Origin of the sequence: Micromonospora sp. NPDC000207, from assembly GCF_040300925.1 — a bacterium.
Taxonomy (GTDB): domain Bacteria; phylum Actinomycetota; class Actinomycetes; order Mycobacteriales; family Micromonosporaceae; genus Micromonospora.
This window is the reverse complement of sequence record NZ_JBEPEQ010000044.1, coordinates 19970-43551: the sequence shown is the minus strand read 5'-3', so window position 1 is coordinate 43551 and position 23582 is coordinate 19970. Positions and strand designations below refer to the sequence as shown.

General features: G+C 72.3%; 25 protein-coding genes. 20 read left to right on the top strand and 5 right to left on the bottom strand.

Going from position 1 to position 23582, the window contains the following annotated elements; all coding sequences use genetic code 11:
- From ABT336_RS13560 to ABT336_RS13495, 14 genes are all read left to right on the top strand, one after another.
- On the top strand, positions 1-762 hold a 762-nt coding region (locus ABT336_RS13560; protein ID WP_350896860.1), incomplete at its 5' end, for an amidohydrolase family protein.
- 200 nt (positions 763-962) lie between these two features.
- Positions 963-2369: a proline--tRNA ligase gene (proS, locus tag ABT336_RS13555; RefSeq protein WP_350896859.1), complete on the top strand. Its 1407-nt coding sequence runs from the start codon at positions 963-965 to the stop codon at positions 2367-2369.
- Between the two features lie 93 nt (positions 2370-2462).
- Positions 2463-3110, top strand: coding sequence for a ribonuclease FAU-1 family protein (locus tag ABT336_RS13550; protein WP_350896858.1), 648 nt, complete (start codon positions 2463-2465; stop codon positions 3108-3110).
- Between the two features lie 237 nt (positions 3111-3347).
- Positions 3348-3818: a 30S ribosomal protein S16 gene (gene rpsP, locus ABT336_RS13545; RefSeq protein ID WP_350896857.1), complete on the top strand. Its 471-nt coding sequence runs from the start codon at positions 3348-3350 to the stop codon at positions 3816-3818.
- On the top strand, positions 3793-4053 hold the full coding sequence (locus ABT336_RS13540) for an RNA-binding protein (RefSeq protein ID WP_350896863.1): 261 nt from the start codon (positions 3793-3795) through the stop codon (positions 4051-4053). Before rpsP ends, ABT336_RS13540 begins: the two co-directional genes overlap by 26 nt.
- Positions 4053-4607, top strand: a complete 555-nt coding sequence (rimM, locus tag ABT336_RS13535) for a ribosome maturation factor RimM (protein WP_350896856.1) — start codon at positions 4053-4055, stop codon at positions 4605-4607. Before ABT336_RS13540 ends, rimM begins: the two co-directional genes overlap by 1 nt.
- 21 nt (positions 4608-4628) lie before the next feature.
- The gene (gene trmD / locus ABT336_RS13530; protein ID WP_350896855.1) at positions 4629-5429 is read left to right on the top strand and encodes a tRNA (guanosine(37)-N1)-methyltransferase TrmD; all 801 of its coding nucleotides are present in this window, start codon (positions 4629-4631) and stop codon (positions 5427-5429) included.
- A gap of 173 nt (positions 5430-5602) precedes the next feature.
- Entirely contained in the window at positions 5603-5959 is a 357-nt protein-coding gene (gene rplS, locus ABT336_RS13525) for a 50S ribosomal protein L19 (protein WP_350896854.1), read from the top strand.
- A gap of 178 nt (positions 5960-6137) precedes the next feature.
- A complete protein-coding gene (gene lepB, locus ABT336_RS13520) occupies positions 6138-7025 on the top strand; it encodes a signal peptidase I (protein WP_350896853.1) in 888 nt (295 codons plus the stop codon).
- A complete protein-coding gene (gene lepB, locus ABT336_RS13515) occupies positions 7022-7663 on the top strand; it encodes a signal peptidase I (protein ID WP_350896852.1) in 642 nt (213 codons plus the stop codon). The genes lepB (ABT336_RS13520) and lepB (ABT336_RS13515) overlap by 4 nt, the downstream gene beginning before the upstream one ends.
- A 103-nt stretch (positions 7664-7766) precedes the next feature.
- A complete protein-coding gene (locus ABT336_RS13510; protein ID WP_350896851.1) occupies positions 7767-8300 on the top strand; it encodes an NUDIX hydrolase in 534 nt (177 codons plus the stop codon).
- Complete coding sequence (locus ABT336_RS13505) at positions 8294-9106, top strand: ribonuclease HII (protein ID WP_350896850.1); 813 nt, start codon at positions 8294-8296, stop codon at positions 9104-9106. Before ABT336_RS13510 ends, ABT336_RS13505 begins: the two co-directional genes overlap by 7 nt.
- Complete coding sequence (locus ABT336_RS13500; RefSeq protein ID WP_350896849.1) at positions 9103-9426, top strand: DUF2469 domain-containing protein; 324 nt, start codon at positions 9103-9105, stop codon at positions 9424-9426. Before ABT336_RS13505 ends, ABT336_RS13500 begins: the two co-directional genes overlap by 4 nt.
- Before the next feature lie 313 nt (positions 9427-9739).
- Positions 9740-10387, top strand: coding sequence for a M23 family metallopeptidase (locus ABT336_RS13495; RefSeq protein WP_350896862.1), 648 nt, complete (start codon positions 9740-9742; stop codon positions 10385-10387).
- A 156-nt stretch (positions 10388-10543) separates the two neighbouring features.
- On the opposite strand, the gene ABT336_RS13490 is transcribed toward ABT336_RS13495, so the two are convergent.
- From ABT336_RS13490 to ABT336_RS13470, 5 genes are all read right to left on the bottom strand, one after another.
- Entirely contained in the window at positions 10544-11725 is a 1182-nt protein-coding gene (locus ABT336_RS13490) for an aminotransferase class V-fold PLP-dependent enzyme (protein ID WP_350896848.1), read from the bottom strand.
- Positions 11726-11799: 74 nt separating this feature from the next.
- Positions 11800-12738, bottom strand: coding sequence for a tyrosine recombinase XerC (locus ABT336_RS13485; RefSeq protein ID WP_350896861.1), 939 nt, complete (start codon positions 12736-12738; stop codon positions 11800-11802).
- 15 nt (positions 12739-12753) lie between these two features.
- Positions 12754-14070, bottom strand: a complete 1317-nt coding sequence (locus ABT336_RS13480) for a DNA-processing protein DprA (protein ID WP_502891175.1) — start codon at positions 14068-14070, stop codon at positions 12754-12756.
- Positions 13980-15500 carry a YifB family Mg chelatase-like AAA ATPase gene (locus ABT336_RS13475; RefSeq protein ID WP_350896846.1) on the bottom strand — a complete coding sequence of 507 codons (1521 nt, stop codon included), beginning with the start codon at positions 15498-15500 and terminating at the stop codon, positions 13980-13982. Before ABT336_RS13475 ends, ABT336_RS13480 begins: the two co-directional genes overlap by 91 nt.
- Positions 15501-15515: 15 nt before the next feature.
- Positions 15516-15875 (bottom strand): YraN family protein, encoded by a 360-nt coding sequence (locus ABT336_RS13470; RefSeq protein ID WP_350896845.1) that lies wholly within the window; start codon positions 15873-15875, stop codon positions 15516-15518.
- 216 nt (positions 15876-16091) lie between these two features.
- On the opposite strand from ABT336_RS13470, the gene ABT336_RS13465 reads away from it, so the two are divergent.
- The 6 genes from ABT336_RS13465 to ABT336_RS13440 all read left to right on the top strand — a co-directional run bounded on the left by ABT336_RS13465 (position 16092) and on the right by ABT336_RS13440 (position 23514).
- Complete coding sequence (locus ABT336_RS13465; protein ID WP_350896844.1) at positions 16092-17942, top strand: hypothetical protein; 1851 nt, start codon at positions 16092-16094, stop codon at positions 17940-17942.
- Between the two features lie 284 nt (positions 17943-18226).
- On the top strand, positions 18227-19129 hold the full coding sequence (gene rpsB / locus ABT336_RS13460) for a 30S ribosomal protein S2 (RefSeq protein ID WP_350896843.1): 903 nt from the start codon (positions 18227-18229) through the stop codon (positions 19127-19129).
- 129 nt (positions 19130-19258) lie between these two features.
- The gene (gene tsf / locus ABT336_RS13455) at positions 19259-20086 is read left to right on the top strand and encodes a translation elongation factor Ts (RefSeq protein WP_350896842.1); all 828 of its coding nucleotides are present in this window, start codon (positions 19259-19261) and stop codon (positions 20084-20086) included.
- Positions 20087-20249: 163 nt separating this feature from the next.
- Entirely contained in the window at positions 20250-21017 is a 768-nt protein-coding gene (gene pyrH / locus ABT336_RS13450) for a UMP kinase (RefSeq protein ID WP_350896841.1), read from the top strand.
- Between the two features lie 103 nt (positions 21018-21120).
- Entirely contained in the window at positions 21121-21678 is a 558-nt protein-coding gene (gene frr / locus ABT336_RS13445; RefSeq protein WP_350896840.1) for a ribosome recycling factor, read from the top strand.
- 453 nt (positions 21679-22131) lie between these two features.
- On the top strand, positions 22132-23514 hold the full coding sequence (locus ABT336_RS13440) for a phosphatidate cytidylyltransferase (RefSeq protein WP_350896839.1): 1383 nt from the start codon (positions 22132-22134) through the stop codon (positions 23512-23514).
- The last annotated feature ends 68 nt before the right edge of the window (positions 23515-23582 follow it).

The following is a 23582-nucleotide window of genomic DNA, read 5'->3' as shown; positions in this document are numbered from 1 at the left end:
GGGCGGCACGTCGCGCCGCCCCGGCGGTACCTGCGGGACATCGGGGTGGAGGTGGCGGCGGCCGACGTCGCCGCGACGGTGGCCGAGCAGGCCCGGGCGGGCAACGGGTGGGTCAAGCTGGTCGGCGACTGGATCGACAGGGGAGAGGGGGACCTCGCCCCGGCCTGGGACGCCACCACCATGACCGCCGCCGTCGAGGCCGCCCACGCCGCCGGGGTACGCGCTGCGGTGCACACCTTCTCCGAGACGGCCGTCGACATCATGGTGCGGGCCGGAGTGGACTCGGTCGAGCACGGCACCGGGCTGAGCCTGGACCTGATCGACGAGATGGCCCGACGGGGCACCGCCCTGATCCCCACGATGATCAACATTCGGACCTTCGGCGGGATCGCCGACCAGGCTCGCCCCAAGTTCCCCCGGTACGCCGACCACATGGTCGCCCTGCGGGACCGGTTCCCCGAGGTGGTCCGGGCCGCGTACGAGGCGGGGGTGCCGATCTACGTCGGGACCGACGCCGGGGGTGGGATCGACCACGGCCTGGCCGCCGAGGAGATGCTCCTGCTGCACGAGCAGGCCGGAATGTCCCCGGTGGACGTGCTGGCCGCCGCCTCCTGGAAGGCCCGGGAGTGGCTCGGGTTCCCCGGCCTCGTCGAGGGCGGCCTCGCCGACCTGGTGGTCTACCCCGAGGACCCCCGCCGCGACCTCCGGGCCGTCCGCACCCCCTCCCACCTCATCCTGCGCGGCCACCCCCTCCCCACCTGACCCCCCACCCCCAACCCCAACCCCCACCCCCCTTCCAGTCGCGTGATCAAGGGGTTTGTGTCAGCCTTCGGCCCCCCGGTGACGCAAACCCCTTGATCAACGCGCCCCAGGGGGAGGGGGCAGGGGAGGGGGCAGGGGATGGGGGTGGGGCAGGGAGGGGGCGGGGGTGGGGCGGGGGTGGGGGAATAGGATGTGTGGTCATGGCGCGCGTGCTCACTCCCCGTGCGGAGGACTTTCCCCGCTGGTACCAGGATCTGATCGCCAAGGCGAAGCTGGCCGACAACGGCCCGGTCCGCGGGACGATGGTGATCCGACCGGCCGGCTATGCCATCTGGGAACGGATGCAGGCCGAGATGGACGCCCGGATCAAGGCGGCCGGGGCGGAGAACGCGTACTTCCCGCTCTTCATCCCGGAGAGCTACCTCAAGCGGGAGGCCGAGCACGTCGAGGGCTTCTCCCCGGAGCTGGCAGTGGTCACCCACGGTGGCGGCAAGCAGCTCGCCGAGCCGGTGGTGGTCCGCCCCACCAGCGAGACGGTGATCGGCGAGTTCATGGCCAAGTGGGTCGACTCCTACCGGGACCTGCCGCTGCTGCTCAACCAGTGGGCCAACGTGGTCCGGTGGGAGCTGCGTCCGCGCGTCTTTTTGCGTACCAGCGAGTTCCTCTGGCAGGAGGGGCACACCGCCCACGCCACCCGTGACGACGCCCGCGCCTACGCCCGCAGGATCCTGCACGAGGCGTACGAGGACCTGATGGTGAGCGTCCTCGGCATCCCGGTGGTGGTGGGCCTCAAGACCACCCGGGAGCGGTTCGCCGGGGCGACCGCCACGTACACCTGCGAAGGCATGATGGGCGACGGCAAGGCGCTCCAGCTGGGCACCAGCCACGAGCTGGGGCAGAACTTCGCCAAGGCCTTCGACATCACCTACTCCTCCGCCGAGGGTGGGCGGGAGCACGCCTGGACCACCTCCTGGGGCACCTCGACCCGGATGCTCGGTGGGCTGATCATGGCCCACGGCGACGACAACGGGTTGCGGGTGCCGCCGAGGCTGGCGCCGATCCAGGCGTACGTGATGGTCGTCAAGGACGGCGAGGGGGTCGGCGAGGCGGCGACCGGGCTCCGCGACGCACTGCGTGACGCCGGTGTCCGGGTCGCGCTCGACGACCGGACCGACACCGCGTTCGGTCGCCGGGCCGTCGACGCCGAGCTGCGCGGCTACCCGGTACGCGTCGAGGTCGGCCCCCGTGACCTGGCCGCCGGCAAGGCGGTGGTGGTCCGGCGTACCGACGGGTCGAAGGCACCGACCCCGGTCGCCGACGTGGTGGGTGCGGTCCTCGCCGCGCTCGACGCCGACCAGCAGGTCCTCCACGACCAGGCGCTCGCCTTCCGGCAGGAGCGCACCGTGGAGGTCGCGACCCTCGCCGAGGCGATCGACGCGGCGGCCACCGGGTGGGCCCGGGTGCCGTGGTCGGCGGTCGGCGTGTCGGGTGAGGCGGAGGCGAACGGCCAGGGCGTGACCGTCCGGTGCCTGGTGCGGGCCGACGGGTCGGTCCCGGACTCCGAGGACGAGCCCGACCTGGTCGCCATCCTCGCCCGCGCCTACTGAGGTACGCCGAAGGGTCCCACGGGGTGGGGCCCTTCGGGTGGGTCCGCTCCCGCCCGGGGGCGGTGCCGGGGTCGACAGTCGCCGGAGGGGTGCATGAGTTTCGAGCCGGGGCGGCTGATCCTGCACCGCAACGTGCGACGCGGCCGGATCGGCTGGGTACGCACCGGCCGGGTGGTCAGCGACGACGAGCGGGGGCTGCTGATCCACGTGGCCCGCGACTCACCGGTGGCCAGTGAGGTCACCGCGGCCGGGCTCGGGATGCGGGCGGTCCCGTTCACCGAGTGGATCACCTCGTCGTACCGGCTGGCGCAGGCCACCTGGCAGGGTCCGTCGCTGCTGAAGTTCCTTCCCACCGGTGCCGCCCACTCGGTGTGGTGGTTCCGGGACGACGAGGACAGGTTCACCAACTGGTACGTGAACCTGGAGGAACCGGGCGTCCGGTGGGACGACGGGACCCTCGCCGGGGTCGACGTGACCGACCAGGACCTCGACGTGATCGTCAGGCCGGACCGCCGGTGGTCGTGGAAGGACGAGGACGAGTTCTCCGAGCGGCTCGCCTTCCCCGAGCACTACTGGGTCGCCGACGAGCGGGCGGTCCGCGCCGAGGGGGAGCGGGTGATCGCCCTCGCGGAGGCGGGTGAGTTCCCGTTCGACGGCACCTGGTGCGACTTCCAGGCACCCCCGGACTGGGACACGCCGGACCGACTGCCACCCGGATGGGACCGGCCGCCGGCCCGCTGAGTGTGTTCCTCGTCACCCCGACAGCTGTCGGGGGAGCCGGTGCGGGTCCGGTGTGAGCGTTCGGCTCCGGATCTGGCAGAATGGGGCGCTGGTATCAGGCGAGCGTCCGGCGCCCTCTAACCCGGGCACCTCGCCAGTCCACCGAGCAGTCTCCGGCCCATCCCCACTGTGCCGGTCGGCTCTCACCCGTGCACCGCCCTCCGGGCTGGTGAGAATCGCAACAGGAGCGAAACAACTGTGGCCGTAAAGATCCGGCTCCTGCGGATGGGCAAGATCCGCAACCCGCAGTACCGCATCGTCGTCGCCGACTCGCGCACCAAGCGCGACGGCCGGGCGATCGAGTTCGTCGGGATCTACCAGCCGAAGGAAGACCCTTCGGTGATCGAGGTCAAGTCGGAGCGGGTCCAGTACTGGCTGTCCGTCGGCGCCCAGCCGAGCGAGGCCGTGCAGCGCCTGCTGGAGCTGACCGGTGACTGGCAGCAGTTCAAGGGCCTGCCGGCGCCGCCGCCGCTGAAGGTCGCCGCCGAGCGGACCGACCGCAAGGCTGCCTACGAGGCTGAGGCGAAGGCCGCCGCCGGTCTGGCCGACGCGCCGGCCAAGCCGGCCAAGAAGACCGCCAAGACCGAGGCCCCGAAGGCCGACGAGTCGAAGGCCGAGGCCCCGAAGGCCGAGGAACCGGCCGCTGCGGACTCCGGTGAGCAGGCCTGACGTGGCGCTGCGTCCGGCGCTCGAACACCTGGTCAAGGGCATCGTCGACAACCCCGATGACGTTCGCGTCCGGATGGTCGACTCCCGTCGGGGCAAGCGGCTTGAGGTCCGCGTGCACCCGGAGGACCTGGGCACTGTGATCGGCCGTTCCGGTCGTACCGCCAAGGCCCTCCGTCAGGTGGTCGGCTCCATCGGTGGGCGCGGCGTCCGGGTCGACATCGTCGACTCGTACTGATGCAGCTCACCGTCGGCCGGATCGGCAAGCCGCACGGCATCCGCGGTGAGGTCACCGTGGAAGTGCGTACCGACGAGCCCGAGGCTCGCTTCGCCCCCGGCTCGGTGCTGGTCACCGAGCCGGGAGCGGCGGCCGGGCGGGCCGCGCCGCCCACCCCGGGGGCCTACCGGGTGCCCGACCGGCTGACAGTGGTCGCGGCGCGGTGGCACCAGAGCCGACTGCTCGTCACCTTCGAGGGTGTCCACGACCGCAACGTCGCCGAAGCGCTCCGCGACACCATGCTGGTGGTGGAGAGCGTCGACATCGACTCACCGACGGACCCGGACGAGTTCCACGACCACCAACTCGTCGGTCTCGTCGCTGTCACCCCGGACGGGGAACGGCTCGGCGAGGTCCGCCGCGTCGACCACGCTCCCGCCTCCGACCTGTTGGTGCTGCGTCGTCCCGACGGGCGCGACGCGTACATCCCCTTCGTCCGGGCGATCGTGCCGGAGGTGGACCTCGCCGGCAGTCGCGTGGTGGTCGACCCACCGTCCGGTCTGCTCGATCTCTGACCGAGCTGGAGTCTCCCCCTCATGCGTGTCGACGTCGTGTCGATCTTTCCGGAGTACTTCGCCCCGCTGGACCTGTCCCTGATCGGCAAGGCCCGGGCCGGCGGGCTGCTCCGGCTGGCCGTACACGATCTGCGGACCTGGACCCACGACGTGCACCGCACCGTCGACGACACCCCCTACGGCGGTGGCCCCGGGATGGTGATGCGTCCGGAGCCGTGGGGGGAGGCCCTGGACGCGCTCGCCCCCGACGAGTTGACCCCGGACGGGCTGACCCTGCCCCGGCTGGTGGTCCCCACCCCCTCCGGCGCACCGTTCACCCAGGCGATGGCGCAGGACCTGGCAGGTGAGTCGCACCTGCTCTTCGCCTGCGGCCGGTACGAGGGCATCGACCAGCGGGTCCTCGACCACGCCGCGACCCGGATGCGGGTCACCGAGGTCTCCCTCGGCGACTACGTCCTGTTCGGCGGCGAGGTGGCGGTGCTGGTGGTCCTGGAGGCGGTCGTCCGCCTGCTGCCCGGGGTGCTGGGCAACGCCGACTCGCTGGACGAGGAGTCACACGCCCACGGCCTGCTGGAGGGGCCGGTCTACACCAAGCCGCAGACGTGGCGCGGACAGGAGGTGCCGGAGGTGCTCCGCTCCGGCGACCACGCCCGGATCGCCCGCTGGCGACGCGACGAGGCGCTGGTACGCACCGGGAACCGCCGTCCGGACCTGGTCGCCGCACTTACCCCGGAGTCGCTGGACCGGCACGACCGGGCCGCCCTGGAGCGGGTCGGTGTCGAGCCGACGGTTTCCGACCCGACCGCGACGGGCCGGGACTGATTTCGCCTGCCGAGGCCGGGTGTGGCAGAGTAGAGCGGTTGCCGCAACCGACCGCGCCGCGGGAGGTTGCGAGGATCCTCGACCGGTGCCGACCCCGTCGTCACCACCCGGGGATCAGAATCGCCCATCCGCGCGCCGACTGACGGTGCGCCGTGAGCCTCACGAGGTTTGTGATGAACATCCTGGACGCCCTTGACGCCCAGTCCAAGCGGACCGACCTCCCCGAGTTCCGGGCCGGTGACACCGTCAAGGTGCACGCCCGGGTCGTCGAGGGAAACCGGTCCCGTGTCCAGATCTTCCAGGGCGTGGTCATCCGCCGTCAGGGTGACGGTCTGCGCGAGACCTTCTCGGTCCGCAAGGTCAGCTTCGGCGTCGGCGTCGAGCGGACCTACCCGGTCAACAGCCCGGCCATCGACCGGATCGAAATCGTGACCCGGGGTGCCGTCCGGCGGGCCAAGCTCTACTACCTGCGCGAGCTGCGGGGCAAGAAGGCCAAGATCAAGGAGCGTCGCGAGAAGCTCCCGAGCTGACCCCTCACTCGGCGCCCCCCGCCTGACCTGCCCGTGTGTCGCACCGACGAGGGCGCACTACCCTGTTCGGTACGGGCGCAGGTGGGCAGCGACGGCACGACAGATGTCCACTACCGCCCGTGGGGCCTCCAGGGAGGCTCCCGGGCGGTAGTGACGTTTCTGCGGACCGGGGAGTTGCGTGGTGCGGACGGTTGACGACGACGGCACAGTCGACCCGTGGCAACGCCGGTCCCGACGCCGGACGCCGAGGCAGATGCCGCTGTGGCAGGAACTGCCGCTGCTGCTGATCGTGGCCTTCTGCCTGGCCGTGCTGATCCGTACGTTCCTGTTGCAGGCGTTCTTCATCCCCTCGGGGTCGATGGAGAACACCCTCCTGGTCGAAGACCGGGTCCTGGTCAACAAGGTCGTCTACGACGTACGGGACCCGGTGCGCGGTGAGGTCGTGGTGTTCCGGGGCACCGAACAGTGGGTGCCCCAGGTGGACCTCGGCCCCGACCCCGGCCTGGCGGGCCGGGCCGCGCAGACAGTGGGCGATCTCATCGGGGTGGGCCGCCCCGGCGAGAAGGACTTCATCAAGCGGGTGGTGGGGGTGCCCGGGGACCGGGTGGCCTGCTGTGACGAGCAGGGTCGGGTCACCGTCAACGACGTTCCCCTCGACGAGACGTACGTCTTCCAGGACTCCCCTCTGGACCTCCCGCCGAACCCGGCCGAGTGCCGGTCCCGGCGCTTCGACGAGATCGTGGTGCCGCCCGGTCAGATCTTCGTGATGGGCGACCACCGGCTCGTCTCGCAGGACGGCCGTTGCCAGGGTCCCGTACCCATCGACAACGTGGTGGGGCGGGCGTTCATGGTCGTCTGGCCGGCGTCGCGGTGGGCCCCACTGCCGGTGCCGGAGACCTACGAGTCGGTGCCGGCGGCCACCGCCAGCGCCGGCGACGGGCCGTTGCCGGTACGACCGACTCCCGGTGGGGGAGTCGCACTGCTCGTCCCGATTGCCACCGTGGTATCCGTTCTAGCGCGTTACGGAAGGTCGACACATGCCCGGCGACGTAGGCTCCTGTCGTGATTGACGAGCAGACCGACAAGCCCCGTAGTTCGTTCTGGAAGGAACTGCCCATCCTCCTGGGGGTGGCCGTCCTGGTCGCGGTACTGGTCCGCGCCTTCGTACTGCAGACCTTCTTCATTCCCTCTCCGTCCATGGAGAACACGCTCAAGATCGACGACCGGGTGCTTGTCAACAAGCTGGTCTACAACTTCCGGACCCCGGAGCGGGGCGAGGTGATCGTGTTCAAGGCACCCACCGAGTGGAGCGGCAACCCCGACGGTGAGGACTTCATCAAGCGGGTGATCGCCGTCGGCGGTGACAACCTGGTCTGCTGCGACACGGAGGACCGGCTCATCATCAACGGTCTGCCGCTGGACGAGCCGTACATCTACGAGGCCAACGGGCGGCGGGACCGCGTGGCCGACCAGGAGTTCGACGTCACCGTGCCGCCAGGGCGGATCTGGGTGATGGGTGACCACCGGGAGGCCTCCGGCGACTCCCTGGAGCACTACCAGCAGTCCGGCCAGAACATCGAGTCGGCCACCATCAGCGAGGACGCGGTGGTCGGTCGCGCGTTCACGGTCTTCTGGCCGGTGAACCGGGCCACCTGGCTCACCGTTCCGCAGGGCTACCACGACGTACCCGATCCGGCGTCGTGACGTTGCCTCGTCGGCGCTGTGGTTCGGTCGACGGCCCGCACCGAGGGCCGTCGCGGCCCGGGTGGGCATGGGCGCGACGGGCGTCGTCTGGCAGGCTGGCACGGTGACCGTCTTCACCCCTCGCCGGGCCGGCCGGGTGCTGCTCGTCGACGCCACCGGCCGGGTGTTGCTCTTCACCGGTTTCGATCCGGCCCGGCCCAGCCACCGGTACTGGTTCACCCCCGGGGGCGGGCTCGACCCGGGGGAGACCCCCGCCGACGGGGCGGCCCGGGAACTGGCCGAGGAGACCGGGCTGCGGGTGACCCCCGGCCAGTTGGGCGAACCGGTCTGGACCGAGACCGTCGAGTTCCCCTTCGACGGGGTGTGGTACCGGCAGGAACAGCAGTTCTTCCTGGTCCGGGTCTCCACCTGGGAGGTCGACACAGCGGGTTTCGGCGAGATCGAACGCGCCACCGTCACCGGTCACCGGTGGTGGCCCGTGGAGGAGCTGAGCACCTGCGGTGAGATCTGCTACCCGCAGGAGCTGCCGGCCCTGTTGACCCGGCTGCTGGCCGCCACCGATCCCCGAACCGACGCCCCGACGACCGAGCCGTCCGCCGGTCCGCCGGGGCACCCCGAGACGGGCGCCCGATGCTGACGCCGCCGCGCACCGTGGTACGCCGGGAGGGCGGACTGTACGCGCTGGAACGGGCCCTGCAGCGCCGGGGCTTCCGGTACGTCGCCGGAGCCGACGAGGCCGGTCGGGGGGCCTGCGCCGGGCCGCTGGTGGCCGCCGCCGCCGTGCTGCCCGAGGGACGCCGGGGCGAGATCGACGGGTTGGCCGACTCCAAGCTGCTCACCCCCGCCACCCGGGAACGGATCCACGACGAGGTGGTGGCCAAGGCCCTGGCGTACGCGGTGGTGATCGTCCCCGCCGAGGAGGTCGACGCCAGGGGCCTGCACGTGTGCAACCTGGCCGCCATGCGTCGGGCGCTCGCCTCGCTGACAGTCCGCCCCGAGTACGTGCTCAGCGACGGGTTCGGCGTCGACGGGCTGGACGTGCCGGGGCTGGCCGTCTGGAAGGGCGACCGGGTCGCCGCCTGTGTGGCCGCAGCCAGCGTGCTGGCCAAGGTGACCCGGGACCGGCTCATGGTCGAGTTGGACGGCACCTACCCCGGTTACGGATTCGCCGAGCACAAGGGCTACATCACCGCCGATCACTCGACGGCGCTGCGGGAACTCGGCCCGTGCCGGGAACACCGATTCTCGTACGTCAACGTCGCCACCGTCTCGGGGCGGGCCGGTCGACCGCCCCGATCACGCCGTCCCGGGCGGGAAAGGTCGTACGAGCCGATGGAGCGTACGGGGTTGTCAGCAGGTACCGTCGGCGTGGCGTCGGGCGAGCAACCTCGACCTCCCGCGCCGGTGGGGGAAGATGTCGTCATGGAAGGCGGAGTGCGATGAGCGCGGAAGATCTCGAGAAGTACGAGACCGAGATGGAGCTGCAGCTCTACCGGGAGTACCGCGACATTGTCCGCCAGTTCTCGTACGTGGTGGAGACCGAGCGCCGGTTCTACCTGGCCAACCAGGTCGACCTGCACGTGCGCAACTCCGACGGCGAGGTCTACTTCGAGGTGGAGATGCACGACGCCTGGGTCTGGGACATGTACCGTCCGGCCCGGTTCGTGAAGAACGTCCGGGTGATGACGTTCAAGGACGTCAACGTCGAAGAGCTGGAGAAGCCCGACATCTCCCTGCCGACCGACACCGGCTTCGGTAACTGACCCGCCACCCGTTCCCGCGTACCGCTGCGCGGGGGAGGGTGCCTCCGGCCCGGATTCCTCAGCCCGGCCGCCAGGCCCCGCCGCTCGTTCGCGTCCCGACCCTCCACCGTGTACCCGTGACCCGCCCCCGGGGTCGGCTGCTCGCCCGCGTCCTGGTCGCCTGCGTGGTGCCGCCCGGCCGCCGGTACGGCCATAGCAGATCGTCGTCGTCTGTGGGGCGTCGTCCACAGCCGGTGCCCTGTCCACAGCCGACGACGGACGGGGCTGCGTCGCTGCGGGTCACCCAGGCACCCTCGCCGACATGTTCATCGTGATGGCGACCGCCCTGCTGCTCTGCGTACCCGCGTCGACCCCACTCGACCCCGCCCCACCGGCCCGCCCCACCACCGTCGAGCCGGTTTGGTCGGCCGCCCTGTTACCGGCGGTCCTTCCGTTACCGGCGGTCTTTCCGTTACCGGCGGTCGCGGCGGTGCCGCCGGTGTCGGCGGTCAGGTCGGTGGGGGCTTCCGTTCGGGTCGGGTCGGTGCAGCCGGGTGAGGTGGTCCCGGGCGGATTCCGTTGGCCCCTGCCCGGCACGCCCGAACTCCGGCGGCGATTCACCCCTCCGCCCGAGCCCTGGCTGCCGGGACACCGAGGGGTGGACCTGGCTGCGGGACCGGGCAGCACCGTCCACGCGGCCGGCCCCGGGGTGGTGCTCTTCGCCGGAGCTGTCGCCGGTCGCCCGGTCGTCACGGTGGGGCACGCCGACGGACTGCGAACGACCTACGAGCCCGTCCAACCGGTCGTCGACGTCGGGCAGCGGCTGGATGCGGGCGGCGGCCTCGGTGTCCTGCTCCCCGGGCACCCTGGCTGTTCGGCAACGGCCTGCCTGCACTGGGGACTACGCCGAGGGCAGGAGTACCTCGATCCGCTCTCGCTGCTCGGCCTCGGCCCCGTCCGTCTGCTCCCGCTCCCCGACTGAACCGACTTCCGGTCGAGTCCGCAGGGCGACATCGGACGGCAGTGCCGGCACCCCGACTGAACCGACTTCCCGGTCGAGTCCGCAGGGCGACATCGGATGGCAGTGCCGGCTCGCCGAGGACAGGAAGTCCTCGGCGGCGGGTGGTCGTGGGCGGGATCAGCGGTGGTCGAGCAGTGCGGGCAGCCGGAGGGCGAGGCGTTCGTACTCGTCGGGGGTGTTGTAGACCTGGCCACAGAGGCGGAGCCACCCCCGGCCGTGCCACGACGCCACCGAGACCTCGGTGGCGAGTCGGTCGGCGATCCGCTGCCGCAGGGACCGGGCCGCGTCGAAGGTGGTGGCGACCCCGGGCGGCAGCGGCACCAGGCGCATCGCCACCGCCGGATCGCCGGGGTCCGGGAGCGCGGCCGGCCCCACCCCCAGTGCCTCACCGACGACCCGTTGCCCGTACGCGGCCAGGGCGGCGTTGTGTCGGCGTACCCGGTCCAGACCGAGACTGCGGAGGGTGAACAGCCCCACCGGGGCGGCCAGCCACGGGGTGTAGTCCACTGTGGCCTGCCATTCCAGCCGGGCCGGGAAGCCCGACTCCTGCTCCCAGGAGACCACCGGTGGCTCGATCCGGTCCCGCCACGGCTCGGCCACCACCAGCAGCGCGGTTCCTCTCGGGGCGTACCCCCACTTGTGCAGGTTGCCGACCCAGAAGTCGGCGGCGACGTCGCTGACCGACACCGGCAGCATGCCCGGCACGTGGGCGGCGTCCACCAGCACCGGAATCCCGTGTGCGTGGGCCGCCGAGACGACGGCCGCTACCGGCATCAGCCGGGCGGTGGCGGACGTGACCTGGTCGAGGACGACCAGACGGGTTCGGCCGGGACGCAGACCGGCCCGGACGATCCGGACGACGTCCTCGTCGGGGGCGGTCAGCGGCACCGGCAGGACCCGGGAGGTCGCTCCGGTCCGGCGGCACTCCCGGGCGATGGCGAGGGTGACCGCCCCGTACGCGTGGTCGGTGCTGATCACCTCGTCGCCGGGGCCGAGACCGAGGGACTGCAACACCACACCGACGCCGGTGGTCGCGTTGGACACCAACGCCGCACCCTGCGGGTCCGCGTCCAGGAAGGTCGCGAGGTGGCGACGCGCGTGGGCGATCCGGTCGGTCAACCCCTGGCTGTAGAAGCGCAACGGGTTGGCCTCCATCTCGTCGCGCAGCCGGTGCTGGGCGCGTTGCACCGGGATCGGTACCGCACCGAACGAACCGTGGTTGAGGTGACTGACCGCCGGGTCGAGGGAGAAGAGCAGTCGGGCACCGGCGATCGGCTCGGGCGGTGGCGACGGGCTCACCACCTGATCGTAGCCCGGCGCGGCCTCCCGGCCCGGTCTTCGCCTGGCGCTGGCGCTCCCGGGGCCGCCGGGACTCAGGCCCGGGGATGAGCCTGCCGGTACGCCGACCGCAGCCGTTCCACCGACACGTGCGTGTAGATCTGGGTGCTGGACAGGGCGGAGTGGCCCAGCATCTCCTGCACCGAGCGCAGGTCCGCGCCGCCTTCCAACAGGTGGGTGGCGGCCGAGTGCCGCAGGCTGTGCGGGCTGGTGCCGGGCAGCCCGACGGCGCGGGCGTACGCGGCCACGACCTGTCGGGCGGTGGTCGGGTTCAACCGGCCACCACGCGCCCCGAGCAGCAGGGCGTCCCCGCTCGTCGGGGCGGCCAGCGCCGGTCGACCGGCCCGGAGCCAGCCGTCGAGCGCCCGTTGGGCCGGCTGGCCGTACGGCACCGCCCGTTCCCGCCCGCCCTTGCCCAGCACCCGAAGCAGTCGTCGCCCCTGGTCGACGTCGGCGACGTCCACCCCGCACGCCTCGCTGACCCGAACCCCGGTGGCGTAGAGCAGTTCCAGCAGCAGACGGTCACGCAGCGACACGGGGCGGTCGTCGTCGACGGGCACCTGGACCAACTGCTCGGCCTGGTCGGCCCGGAGGACCGTGGGCAGGTCCCGGTGGGCCCGCGGGGTGGCGAGTGCGGCGGCCACGTCGGTGGTGAGCAGCCCGGTGCGGTGCGCCCACGTGCTGAAGACCCGAGCCGAGGCGGCCCGCCGGGCCAGGGTGGAGCGCGCCGCCCCGGAGGTCCGCTGTCGGGCCAACCAACTCCGCAGCACCGCGAGGTCCAGCTCGGCCGGGGTGGTACGCCCCATCCGGGCGGCGTGGTCGAGGAGCGAGACCAGGTCGGTGACGTAGGCCCGTACCGTGTGCTCGGAGCGACCGAGCACCTGCCCGAGGTGACCGGCGAAGTCGTCCACGGAGGCACGCAGGGCCACCGGCAGCGCCTCGTGCCGGGTCCGGGTGCCCCGGGGGTCAACCACCACGAACGGATCATGTCACCGCCGACCGGTGGTCGCATCCGCCCCGCCGGAACCCGAGCCGGACCGGCCGGCGGTGTCGGAGGCGACCACGAGCCGGTACCCGCCGTCGTGGCGACCGACCAGGCCGAGCTGTTCCAACAGGGAGAGCTTGCGCAGGGCGGTACGGAGGTCCACCCCGGCGCCGGCGGCGAGCGCCTCCACCCCGGCCACTCCCCGGCGGGGCATGGACTCCAGGATCATTGCCGCCTCGTCGTCGAGGTCGTCCCGGGGGCGCTCCGGCCCCCGGGCCTGCGGGGCGAGGTCGACGCCGATCCGGCCCACCTCCTCCAGCACGTGCGGCACCCCGGTCACCAGTCGGGTGCTCTCGGGATACTCCCGCAGGGTCTCGTGTGCCCCCACCGACATCGCCGACGTGACCGGGCCGGGCACCACCATCGCCGGGCGTCGCAACCCGATCGCCCGGCGCAGGGTCTGGGTGGCACCGCTGCGGGCCGACGCCTCGACCAACACGGTGCCGAGGGTGGCGGCGGCGATCACCCGGTTGCGGATGAGGAACCGGGGTCGCAGCGGTGCCGAACCCGGTATCCACTCGCTGACCAGCAGTCCACTCTCGGCGATCCGGTCGAACAAGGCGGTGTTGCCCACCGGATAGGGCCGGTCCACCCCGCAGGCGAGCACGGCGACCGTCACCCCACCGGCGGTCAACGCACCCCGGTGGGCGGCGGCGTCGATCCCGAAGGCCCCGCCGGAGACCACCGTCCAGCCCCGTTCGGCAAGCCCGTAGCCGACGTCGGTGGCGACGTGTACCCCGTAGCCGGTGGCGGCCCGGGCCCCGACCACCGCCACCGACTGCTCCAGTACCTCGGTCAGGGACCAGGAGCCGCGTACCCAGAAGCAGAGCGGGGGAGCGGTCTCCCGGTCGACCCGGCGGCCGGGCGCGACCGGTCCGAGGCCGGTCAGCCCGTCGACCCGAACGGGCCACTCCGGGTCGTGCGGGGTGACCAGCCGGGTGGCGAGCCGGTCGGCCCGGGCCAACGCCTCGGTGGCGATCGCCCGGGGGTCACCGGCCCCGAGCCGGGCGGTCACAGTGGCCCGCAGGGCATCGTCGGGCGCACCACCGTCGAGCAACAGATCCAGGGTGGCGGCCGGACCCCACCGACCGACCAGGCCGTGCACCGACCGGGTGCCGGGCTCGGTGAGCCAGGTCAACGCCACCCGGGCCAGCCGGTCGTCGTCGCGGCTCACGACTCCTCCCCGGTCCGCAGGCCGGTGGCCTCCAGCACGTCGTCGCGGCCCGGGCGGTCCCGACCGTCCAGGTCGGCGATGGTCCAGGCCAGCCGGACGACCCGGTCGAAGCCTCGGGCGGAGAGGGAACCCCGGTCCAGCCGGGCACGCAGCTCAGCGGTGTCCGACAGGGGAAGGCGCCACGGTGGCCGACGCAGGACCGGACCGGGGACCTCGGCGTTGAGGTTCAGCCCCAACGGTCTCCACCGGTGGGCGGCGGCGGCCCGGGCGGTGGTTACCCGGGCCGCCACCACGGCGGACGACTCGCTCGTCGATTCGGTGGCCATCAGCTCGGCAGCTCGGACCGGCTGGACCGTCACCTGCACGTCGATCCGGTCCAGTAGTGGACCGGACAGCCGGCCGAGGTACCGCCGTCGGGCCAGTGGGGTGCACTCGCAATGTGAGTCCCCTGCGGGTTTCGCGCAGGGGCAGGGGTTCGCTGCCAGCACCAACTGGACCCGGGCCGGGAACTCCGTACCGCCCCGGGAGCGGGTGAGCCGGACCCGTCCGCTCTCCAACGGCTGCCGGAGCGCCTCCAGCGCGTTCTTGCCGAACTCGGCGGCCTCGTCCAGGAAGAGCACCCCCCGGTGGGCCAGCGAGAGCGCTCCGGGCCGGGCCAGCCCGGAGCCGCCGCCGACCAGGGAGGCGACAGTGGCGGTGTGGTGCGGTGCCTGGAACGGTGGCCGGCGCAGCAGCCGTCCGTCCGCCGGGAGCCGTCCGGCGATCGAGTGCAGGGCGGTGACCTCCAGTGCGGCCCCGTCGTCAAGCTCGGGGAGGATCGACGGTAGTCGTTCGGCGAGCATCGTCTTCCCCGCTCCCGGTGGTCCGAGCAGCGCCAGGTGGTGGCCACCGGCAGCGGCCACCTCCACTGCCCTTCTGCCGAGGGACTGTCCGGCCACGTCGGCGAGGTCCGGCCCGTCCGGCGGTGGCGACGTCGGTGGGGTGGGTGGTTCGAGCAGGGGCGTGCCGTCGCGGACGAATCCGACGAGTCGGTGCAGTGTGTCGACCCCCCGGACCCGTACGCCGGGGATCATCGCCGCCTCGGCGGCGTTCTCGGCGGGAACGACGACCCGGTCCAGGCCGGCCCGCACGGCGGCGGTGACCATCGGGAGGACCCCCCGGACCGGCCGTACCGTCCCGTCGAGGCCCAGCTCACCGAGGAGCACCACCCGGTCCAGGGCGGTCAGGGCCAGCTCACCGGCCCCACCGAGCAGCGCCGCAGCGATGGCCAAATCGAATGCGGATCCGAACTTGGGCAGGTCGGCGGGGAGGAGGTTGATGGTGATCCGCCGGTTGGGCCACCGTTGGCCGGAGTTGACGACGGCGGCGCGGACCCGGTCGCGGGCCTCGTGCAACGCGGTGTCCGGCAGCCCGGAGACCACCACGGCCGGCAGCCCGGGAGCCAGGTCCGCCTCCACCTGCACCACGTGGCCGGTCACCCCGACCAGTCCGACGCAGTGCACCCGGGCGTAGCTCATCGCTGCCCGCCCATCTCAGAACGCACCCTTGACGTGCTCGACCCGTGCCGGTCCGGCCGCGGCGAGCCGTACGGAGAGGACGTCGAACCGCAGCTCGGCGGCGCTGGTGCCGGTGGCGGCGAGCCATCGTACGGCCAGTCCGCGCAACCGGCGCGCCTTCGTCGGCACGATCGCCTCGGCGGGGGTGCCGAACGCCTCGTTCCGGCGCGTCTTCACCTCGCAGAAGGCGAGCACGTCACCGTCCCACGCCACGATGTCGATCTCGCCCGCCGAGCACCGCCAGTTGCGGTCGACCGGCCGCAGGCCGGTCGCGATCAGGTGCCGCAGGGCACAACGTTCGCCGTACGCGCCGACGGCCTGGTTCCGTTTCGTCATGTGTGCAGGGTGCCGTCGAGGAGACGTCGCCGGGGGACCTCCTGTGGACGACGGCGTTCTGTGGACAACCGGACGATCATGCCCTTGTCGTGCTATGGCGGGGTCGGCTGTCGCAGCCGTCGGCCGACCGCAGGATCTCCCGCCGACCAGGACGTACGGGGCGCGGCACGCCGTACGAATGGCGCGGTGGAGCCTTCGTCACATACCGTGCCGGTCGTGGACGGACGACGGAGCTTTCCCGATGATCAGGACCCCCGCTGGTACTCCGGCGAACGGGGATACGGCGAGTCGGACTGGCCTGCGGCGGACGAGGGACGGTACCGGGCGGACGACCGCCGTGCCCCGGACCAGCGGACCGACCCGGGGCAGCGGCGGTACGAGGAGCTCGACGAGCCCTCGTCCGGGCGGCACGCGACTGTGGGCCGGTACGCCCCGGGTGACCCGTTCGGCGGGGACGGTACCGAGTCCGGCGGTTACGCTCAGTCGCCACCTCGACGGGGTGAGCAGTCCCCCGAGGTGACGGGGAGCGGCCGAACCGTGGAATGGGACCAGTCCCGGTCGGCGCACACCTCGATGGAGATCGCGTTGCCGGTGGCCCGCCCGACGCCGGCCGCACCGGTCTCGTCGAACCCGTACGACGCCGAGCCGCCTGCCCGCTACGACGCCGAGCCGCCTGCCCGCTACGACGCCGAGCCGCCCGTCAGGTCGCTCGATCCGTTGCGCTCGGCACCGCTGGGCGGGTATCCGATCGTCGAGCCGGGCCGGGGGGCCGAGCCGGTGCGTCCGGGCGACTTCGGTCGACCGACGGACCCCGGTCGTACGCCCGACGTCGAGCGTCCGGCGGACTCCGGGCGTACCGCCGTCTCCGGCCGTGGCGTGGAGCCGCCGGTGGGCCCCGAGCCGCTTCCTGAGCGGGCGGTGGGCTCGGAACACGGACGGGCGGTCGCCCTGGAGCGCGGCCCCGGCGGTGGTCTCCAGCGCAGCCCTGCCGTGGAACGCGCCATTCCGGCGGTGCGGGGCCACGCTGCCGGTCGGGTCACGGAGACGGGTTTCGCCGGGGAGCCCGGCCTGAGCCCCGACCCGGCCCGCACCATCGACCCGGCCGGCACCATCGACCCGATGCGCACCACCGATCCGATGCGCACCACCGACCCGGCCCGCACCACCGATCCGGGTCGAGGCCGGGACCATCTTGGTGGAGCCGAGCCTGCCGAGGGGTCGGCGCCGCTCGGCGGTGTCGATCTCGCGCGTGGTGTGGACCCCACCGGTGGCATCGACTCGCGACGCGGCCCGGCACCCACGAGCGGCGTACCCGCACCCCGTGGCGTCGACCCGAACCCCGGGACGGACCAGGGCCGGACCGGCGACCGGGACCTCCTCACCGACCCGGGTCGTGGCGGCGATCGGAGTCCGTTCGCCGACCTGGACCGCTCGGGTGACCGGAGTCCGTTCGCCGACCTGGACCGGACCGGTGACCGGAGTCCGTTCGCCGATCTGGACCGGACCGGTGACCGGGACCGCTTCGGCGAGCAGGCCCGCGAGGTCGGCGTCCGGCCCGGCGGGGACCAGCCCGGCGGGGCCGAGGCGGTACGCGGGACCGATCCGGTCGCCGAGCCGGGCCGCCCGCAGCCGCCGAACCCGATGGACCTGCCGACCGGACCGATGTCCCCGATCACCCCCAGGTCGGACTTCGGCGGCCCTGCCGGTGAGCCGCTGACCTTCGGGGTCGACGCGGGTCGTCCGACCGGCGGGCCGGCGGGGGACGGGGTGTACCGGACCCGGCGGCCCGCGTTGGCCACCCTGCTCACCCTCCTGGTCGTGATCTTCGAGGTGCCCGCCCTGCGGGTGCTCTACAACGGGACGGTGGTCGATCCCCTCTCCACCGCCAACGTGGTGGTCGGGATCTTCCTGGTGCTCGGGCTGCCGATCTTCGCCGTCGGCCTGTACGGGCTGCGTACCGGTGGTCTCGCCCTCTCCGACGGGGGACGGGGCTGGCTCCGTCCGCCCACGGCGTACCTGGCGGTCGGTCTGGCGTTGTTCTTCGCCGCCGCAATCGCGGCCGGCTGACCCGGCATCGCCGCAGGTTCCGCCCCTGATCCGGCGACCCACCCCGCCGTGGGCGGCCGGATCAGGGGGTTCGGTCCCGGGGACCGGAGGGGGGCGTACACTGGGCGACTGGCGACCGCCTCGTGCGGTCGACCTCGCGTGCCCTCTCCACGGTTGTCGTGGGGCGACGGCCCTCCCTGGTCCCGGTCGAACATGATCGGGCCCACCACGGCCGGCGACCGGGCGCCAGGATGCCCGGCCGCCGGCCGGGCGGACCAACCAGGGATCACAAGGAGTACCCCACCATGGCCGTCGTGACCATGCGTCAGCTGCTGGAGAGCGGTGTCCACTTCGGGCACCAGACCCGCCGCTGGAACCCGAAGATGAAGCGCTTCATCTTCACCGAGCGCAACGGCATCTACATCATCGACCTGCGCCAGACCCTCGAGTACATCGAGAAGGCGTACGAGTTCGTGCGTACCACGGTGGCCGAGGGCGGGAGCATCCTCTTCGTCGGCACCAAGAAGCAGGCCCAGGAGGCTATCGCCGAGCAGGCGACCCGGGTCGGCCAGCCGTTCGTCAACCACCGGTGGCTCGGCGGCATGCTGACCAACTTCCAGACGGTGTACAAGCGGCTGCAGCGGATGAAGGAGCTGGAGGCGCTGGGCGACCTCAGCGGCACCGCCGTCGGCTACACCAAGAAGGAGACCCTGCAGCTCTCCCGCGAGAAGGTGAAGCTGACCAAGACCCTTGGTGGTCTGCGGGACATGCAGAAGCTCCCGGCCGCGGTGTGGGTGGTCGACACCAAGAAGGAGCACATCGCCGTCGACGAGGCCCGCAAGCTGGGCATCCCGGTGATCGCGGTGCTCGACACCAACTGCGACCCGGACGAGGTCGACTTCCCGATCCCGGGCAACGACGACGCGATCCGGTCGGCCGAACTGCTCACCCGGGTCGTCGCCGCCGCCGTGGCCGACGGTCTGATCGCCCGTTCGGGCCGTCGTCGGGGCACCGACGAGAAGCCCGAGCCGGGTCAGGTCGGCGCCGACGAGCCGCTGGCCGAGTGGGAGCGTGAGCTGCTCGAGGAGCCGAAGAAGGCCGACGAGCCGACCAAGGCCGACGAGCCTGCGAAGGCCGACGAGCAGGCGAAGGCCGCCGACGAGTCCGAGCAGAAGACCGAGCAGCCGGCGGCCGCCGCCGCCGAGTAAGGCGTACCGTCGCTCCCCACCGCCGGGTCGCCCCGGCGGTGGGGAGCGCTCGCCCAGCCCGGCACATCCCGCTCGTGACCGGGTGACCAGGCCGACCATCCACGCAGTCCCAACACCGAAGAGAGAGTCATGTCCAACTTCACCGCTGCGGACGTCAAGCGGCTCCGCGACCTGACCGGCGCCGGCATGATGGACTCCAAGAAGGCGCTGACCGACGCCGAGGGCGACTTCGACAAGGCCATCGAGATCCTGCGCGTCAAGGGCGCGAAGGATGTCGGCAAGCGGGCCGGGCGTACCGCCGCCAACGGTCTGGTCGCGCACTCCGGCAAGGCGCTGCTGGAGCTCAACTGCGAGACCGACTTCGTCGCCAAGACCGACGCCTTCATCGCCCTGGCCCAGCAGCTGGTCGAGCACGGCGAGACCGCCGGTGTCGCCAACGCCGAGGAGCTGCTCGCCTCGACCCTCGACGGCAAGAGCGTCGCCGACGTGGTCCAGGAGCAGTCCGCCAAGATCGGTGAGAAGCTGGTGCTCAACCGCTTCGCCAAGGTCGACGGCACCACCGCCGTCTACCTGCACCGCAAGAGCCAGGACCTGCCCCCGGCCGTCGGCGTGCTCGTCGAGTACACCGGCAAGTCCGACGAGGCCGCCGACTCCGACGCCCGTGCCGTCGCGATGCAGATCGCCGCGATGCGGCCGAAGTTCCTCACCCGCGACGAGGTGCCTGCGGACGTCGTCGAGTCCGAGCGGCGGATCGCCGAGCAGACCGCCCGCGAGGAGAACAAGCCCGCGGCCGCCCTGCCGAAGATCGTCGAGGGTCGGGTCAACGCCTTCTTCAAGGACTACGTCCTCATCGAGCAGTCGTCGGTGGCGGACAACAAGAAGACCGTCAAGCAGGTGCTGGCCGAGGCCGGCATCGAGGTGACCCGGTTCGTGCGGTTCGAGGTCGGCCAGGCCTGAGCCGTGCCACGGGCGCTCCGGCGTCCGTGCGGGGGAAGCATCGACGAGGAGGCCGCAGGTGTACGTCACAGGCACCGCGGCCTCCTCGTCGCATAGGGTCGTCAGCGGCAGGCCCGCAGGGCGCGGGCAGGCAGGGGCACGCGGGTGAGGGAAGGGCGGGCGGATGACGCAGGGTGTGAGTGACCGGGGTCCGGGGGCGGAGGATCCGACCGCACCACCACCCGGCCGGGCCCGGCGGGTGGTGCTGAAGCTCTCCGGTGAGGTCTTCGGCGGTGGGGCGATCGGCGTCGACCCGGACGTCGTCCAGGCGATCGCGCGACAGATCGCGACGGTGGCCCGCCGGGGCGTACAGGTCTCCGTGGTGGTGGGTGGGGGCAACTTCTTCCGCGGCGCGGAGCTGCAGAAACGCGGCATGGACCGCGCCCGGGCCGACTACATGGGCATGCTCGGCACCGTCATGAACTGCCTCGCGTTGCAGGACTTCCTGGAGAAGGAGGGCATCGAGACGCGGGTGCAGAGCGCGATCACGATGGCGCAGGTCGCCGAGCCCTACATCCCGCTGCGGGCCATCCGGCACCTGGAGAAGGGCCGTGTGGTCATCTTCGGCGCCGGGGCCGGCATGCCGTACTTCTCCACCGACACGGTGGCCGCCCAGCGGGCCCTGGAGATCCACGCGGACGTGGTCCTGATGAGCAAGAACGGCGTGGACGGCGTCTACAGCGCCGACCCCCGGGTGGACCCGACCGCCAGCAAGTTCGAGTCGATCACCTTCTCCGAGGTCCTGCGGCGTAATCTGCGGGTGGCCGACGCCGCCGCGTTCAGCCTCTGCATGGAGAACGGCCTGCCGATGCTCGTCTTCGGCGCCCAGGGCGACGACACGATCATCCGGGCCGTCGGGGGCGAGAAGATCGGCACCCTGATCACCGCCTGACCGCGCCGGCTCCCACCCGCCGGGGGCCGGGTACGCCGGGGCGTGGCCACCGGCCCTCCGAGACCACCAGCCACGACGAGCACAAGAAGGAGGCGAGGCAGCGGTGATCGACGACACCCTCCTCGAGGCCGAAGAGAAGATGGACCGTGCGGTAGAGCACGCCAAGGAGGAGTTCGGCGCGATTCGTACCGGCCGCGCCAACGCCGCCATGTTCTCCAAGGTCATCATCGAGTACTACGGCACTCCCACCCCCCTGCCGCAGATGGCCTCGATCGGGGTCCCCGAGCCCCGCATGGTGATCATCAAGCCGTACGACAACTCGCAGATCGGCGCGATTGAGAGGGCCATCCGCGACTCGGACCTCGGCGTGAACCCGAACAACGAGGGCAACCAGTTGCGCATCCTGCTCCCGCAGATGACCGAGGAGCGGCGCCGGGAAATGATCAAGATCGCCCGGAACAAGGGCGAGGAGGCCAAGGTGGCCATCCGCAACATCCGGCGCAAGGGCAAGGAAGAGCTGGACCGGCTGGTCAAGGACGGCGAGGTCGGCGAGGACGAGGGCCGGCGCGCCGAGAAGGACCTGGACGACCTGACCCAGCGGTACGTGGGCACCGTCGACGACATGGTCAAGCACAAGGAGACCGAGCTGCTGGAGGTCTGAGCCGCTCGCCGACGAGCGTCGGCGACGCCGTGGCACCGGGTGTGTGCGCCCCGTGGGCGTGCCTCCGGTGCCACCCTGCTTCTGCGGCCCGAACCAGGTCAGGCCCGAGTCGGGGTTCAGCTCCAGCTCCAGGTCAGGTCCAGGTCAGGCCCGAGTCGGGGTTCAGCTCCAGCTCAGGTCCAGGTCGGGCCCGGGTCGGGTTCAGCTCCACGCCCAGGTCAGGCCCCTGATGGGCCGGGTCGGACCGAGAAGCGGCCTCCGCCCGGTCGGTCGTCCACCCGGCCCGCTGGTCGAGTGCAGTAGGCTCGGCACGATTCCTGGCAGCCACGGGTGCACGGCAGGAGTCATCCGTCCGTCGGGCGGACCACATCGAACGGAACAGTCGCGCCGGTAGGGGATGATCGTGTTTCTGCGTCCTGTGGTGGTACCTGTACCTCGTTCGTCCGGTTCGTGATGTCCCCTCTCGACCCCTACAGCGGCACCGAGCCGCGCGGTTGGGACCGCCCCGAGCCGGGGCCGGGGCTGCCCTGGCCGGACCGGGACATGGAGCCGGGCCCGGGCCCACTGGCGGCCCGGCAGACCGGACCCCTGCCCGGCCGGTACGCCGAACCGGCAGACCGGGAACAGCCCACCGACCCGTACGGCACCCGACCGATCCCGGCCACGGACCGTCCGGTGTCGGGAACTCCCACCGGTGACCGGGACGACGCGCCGGCCACCGACCCCGGTGTCTCCTCAACCGTGGGTGCGGCAGGACCCTCGACCCCGACCCCGACCCCGACCCCGACCCCGACCCCGACCCCGACGCCGACGTCGGCTCCGGGCACGGGCCTGGGTCGGCCGCCCGCCTCCGGCCCCGCACGACCGCCAGTGGACGAGCGACCCACCGCCCAGTTCGCCGCGATCAGGCCGGAGCCGGAACCCGAGTCGGATCCGGATCCCCAGCAGCCCTCGGACCGGCGTGGCCCGGGTCGCCGCCGGGCGAGCGCCGATCGCCCCGCGACCCAGCAGCCGAGGCCGAGCCGGGCCGGACGGAACCTGCCGGCCGCGATCGGGGTGGGGCTGGCGCTGGGCGCGCTGATCCTCGTCCCGCTGTTCACCTACCCGCCTGCCTTCCTGCCGGTGATCGCTGCCGCGGTGGGGGTCGGGGTCTGGGAGATGAGCCGGGCGGTACGCCGGGTCGGTGCCCGGCCGCCGACGGTGCCCCTGGTCGCCGGTTCGGTGCTCACCATCGTGCTGGCCTGGTGGGCCGGCCCGGACGCGCTCACCCTCGGTCTGTTGGTGACAATCGTCGGTGCCACGATCTGGCGGCTCGGCGACGGGTTCAGGGGCCTCAAACCGGACCTGGTCGCCATCGCGATGATCGCGGTCTACGTGCCCTTCCTGGCCGGTTTCGCGGCCCTGTTGGCAGCGGTCCCCGACGACGGGCACTGGCGGGTGCTGGTCACCCTGGTGGCGGTGGTCCTCTCCGACACCGGCGGGTACGCGACCGGGGTGTCGTTCGGTCGGCACAAGATGGCACCGACCATCAGCCCCAGCAAGTCCTGGGAGGGCTTCGCCGGCTCGGTGCTCGCCGCAGCGGCCGGCAGCGCGGTGCTGATCTGGTTGCTGTTCGACGTGCCCCCCTGGTGGGGGGCGCTGTTCGGGGTGGCCGTCTCCGGCGCAGCGGTCCTCGGTGACCTCGCCGAATCCATGATCAAGCGGGACATCGGGATCAAGGACATGAGCACCCTGCTGCCCGGACACGGGGGGCTGATGGACCGCCTGGACTCGATTCTGTTCGCCGTACCCACCGCGTACCTGATCCTGGCGGTCTTCGTACCGGTGGTGAGCTGAGGGATGACCCGCGTCGGCCCGCCGCCGTTGCGCCGACCAGGGTGGGTTCGGCACCTCCGGAGGGATGC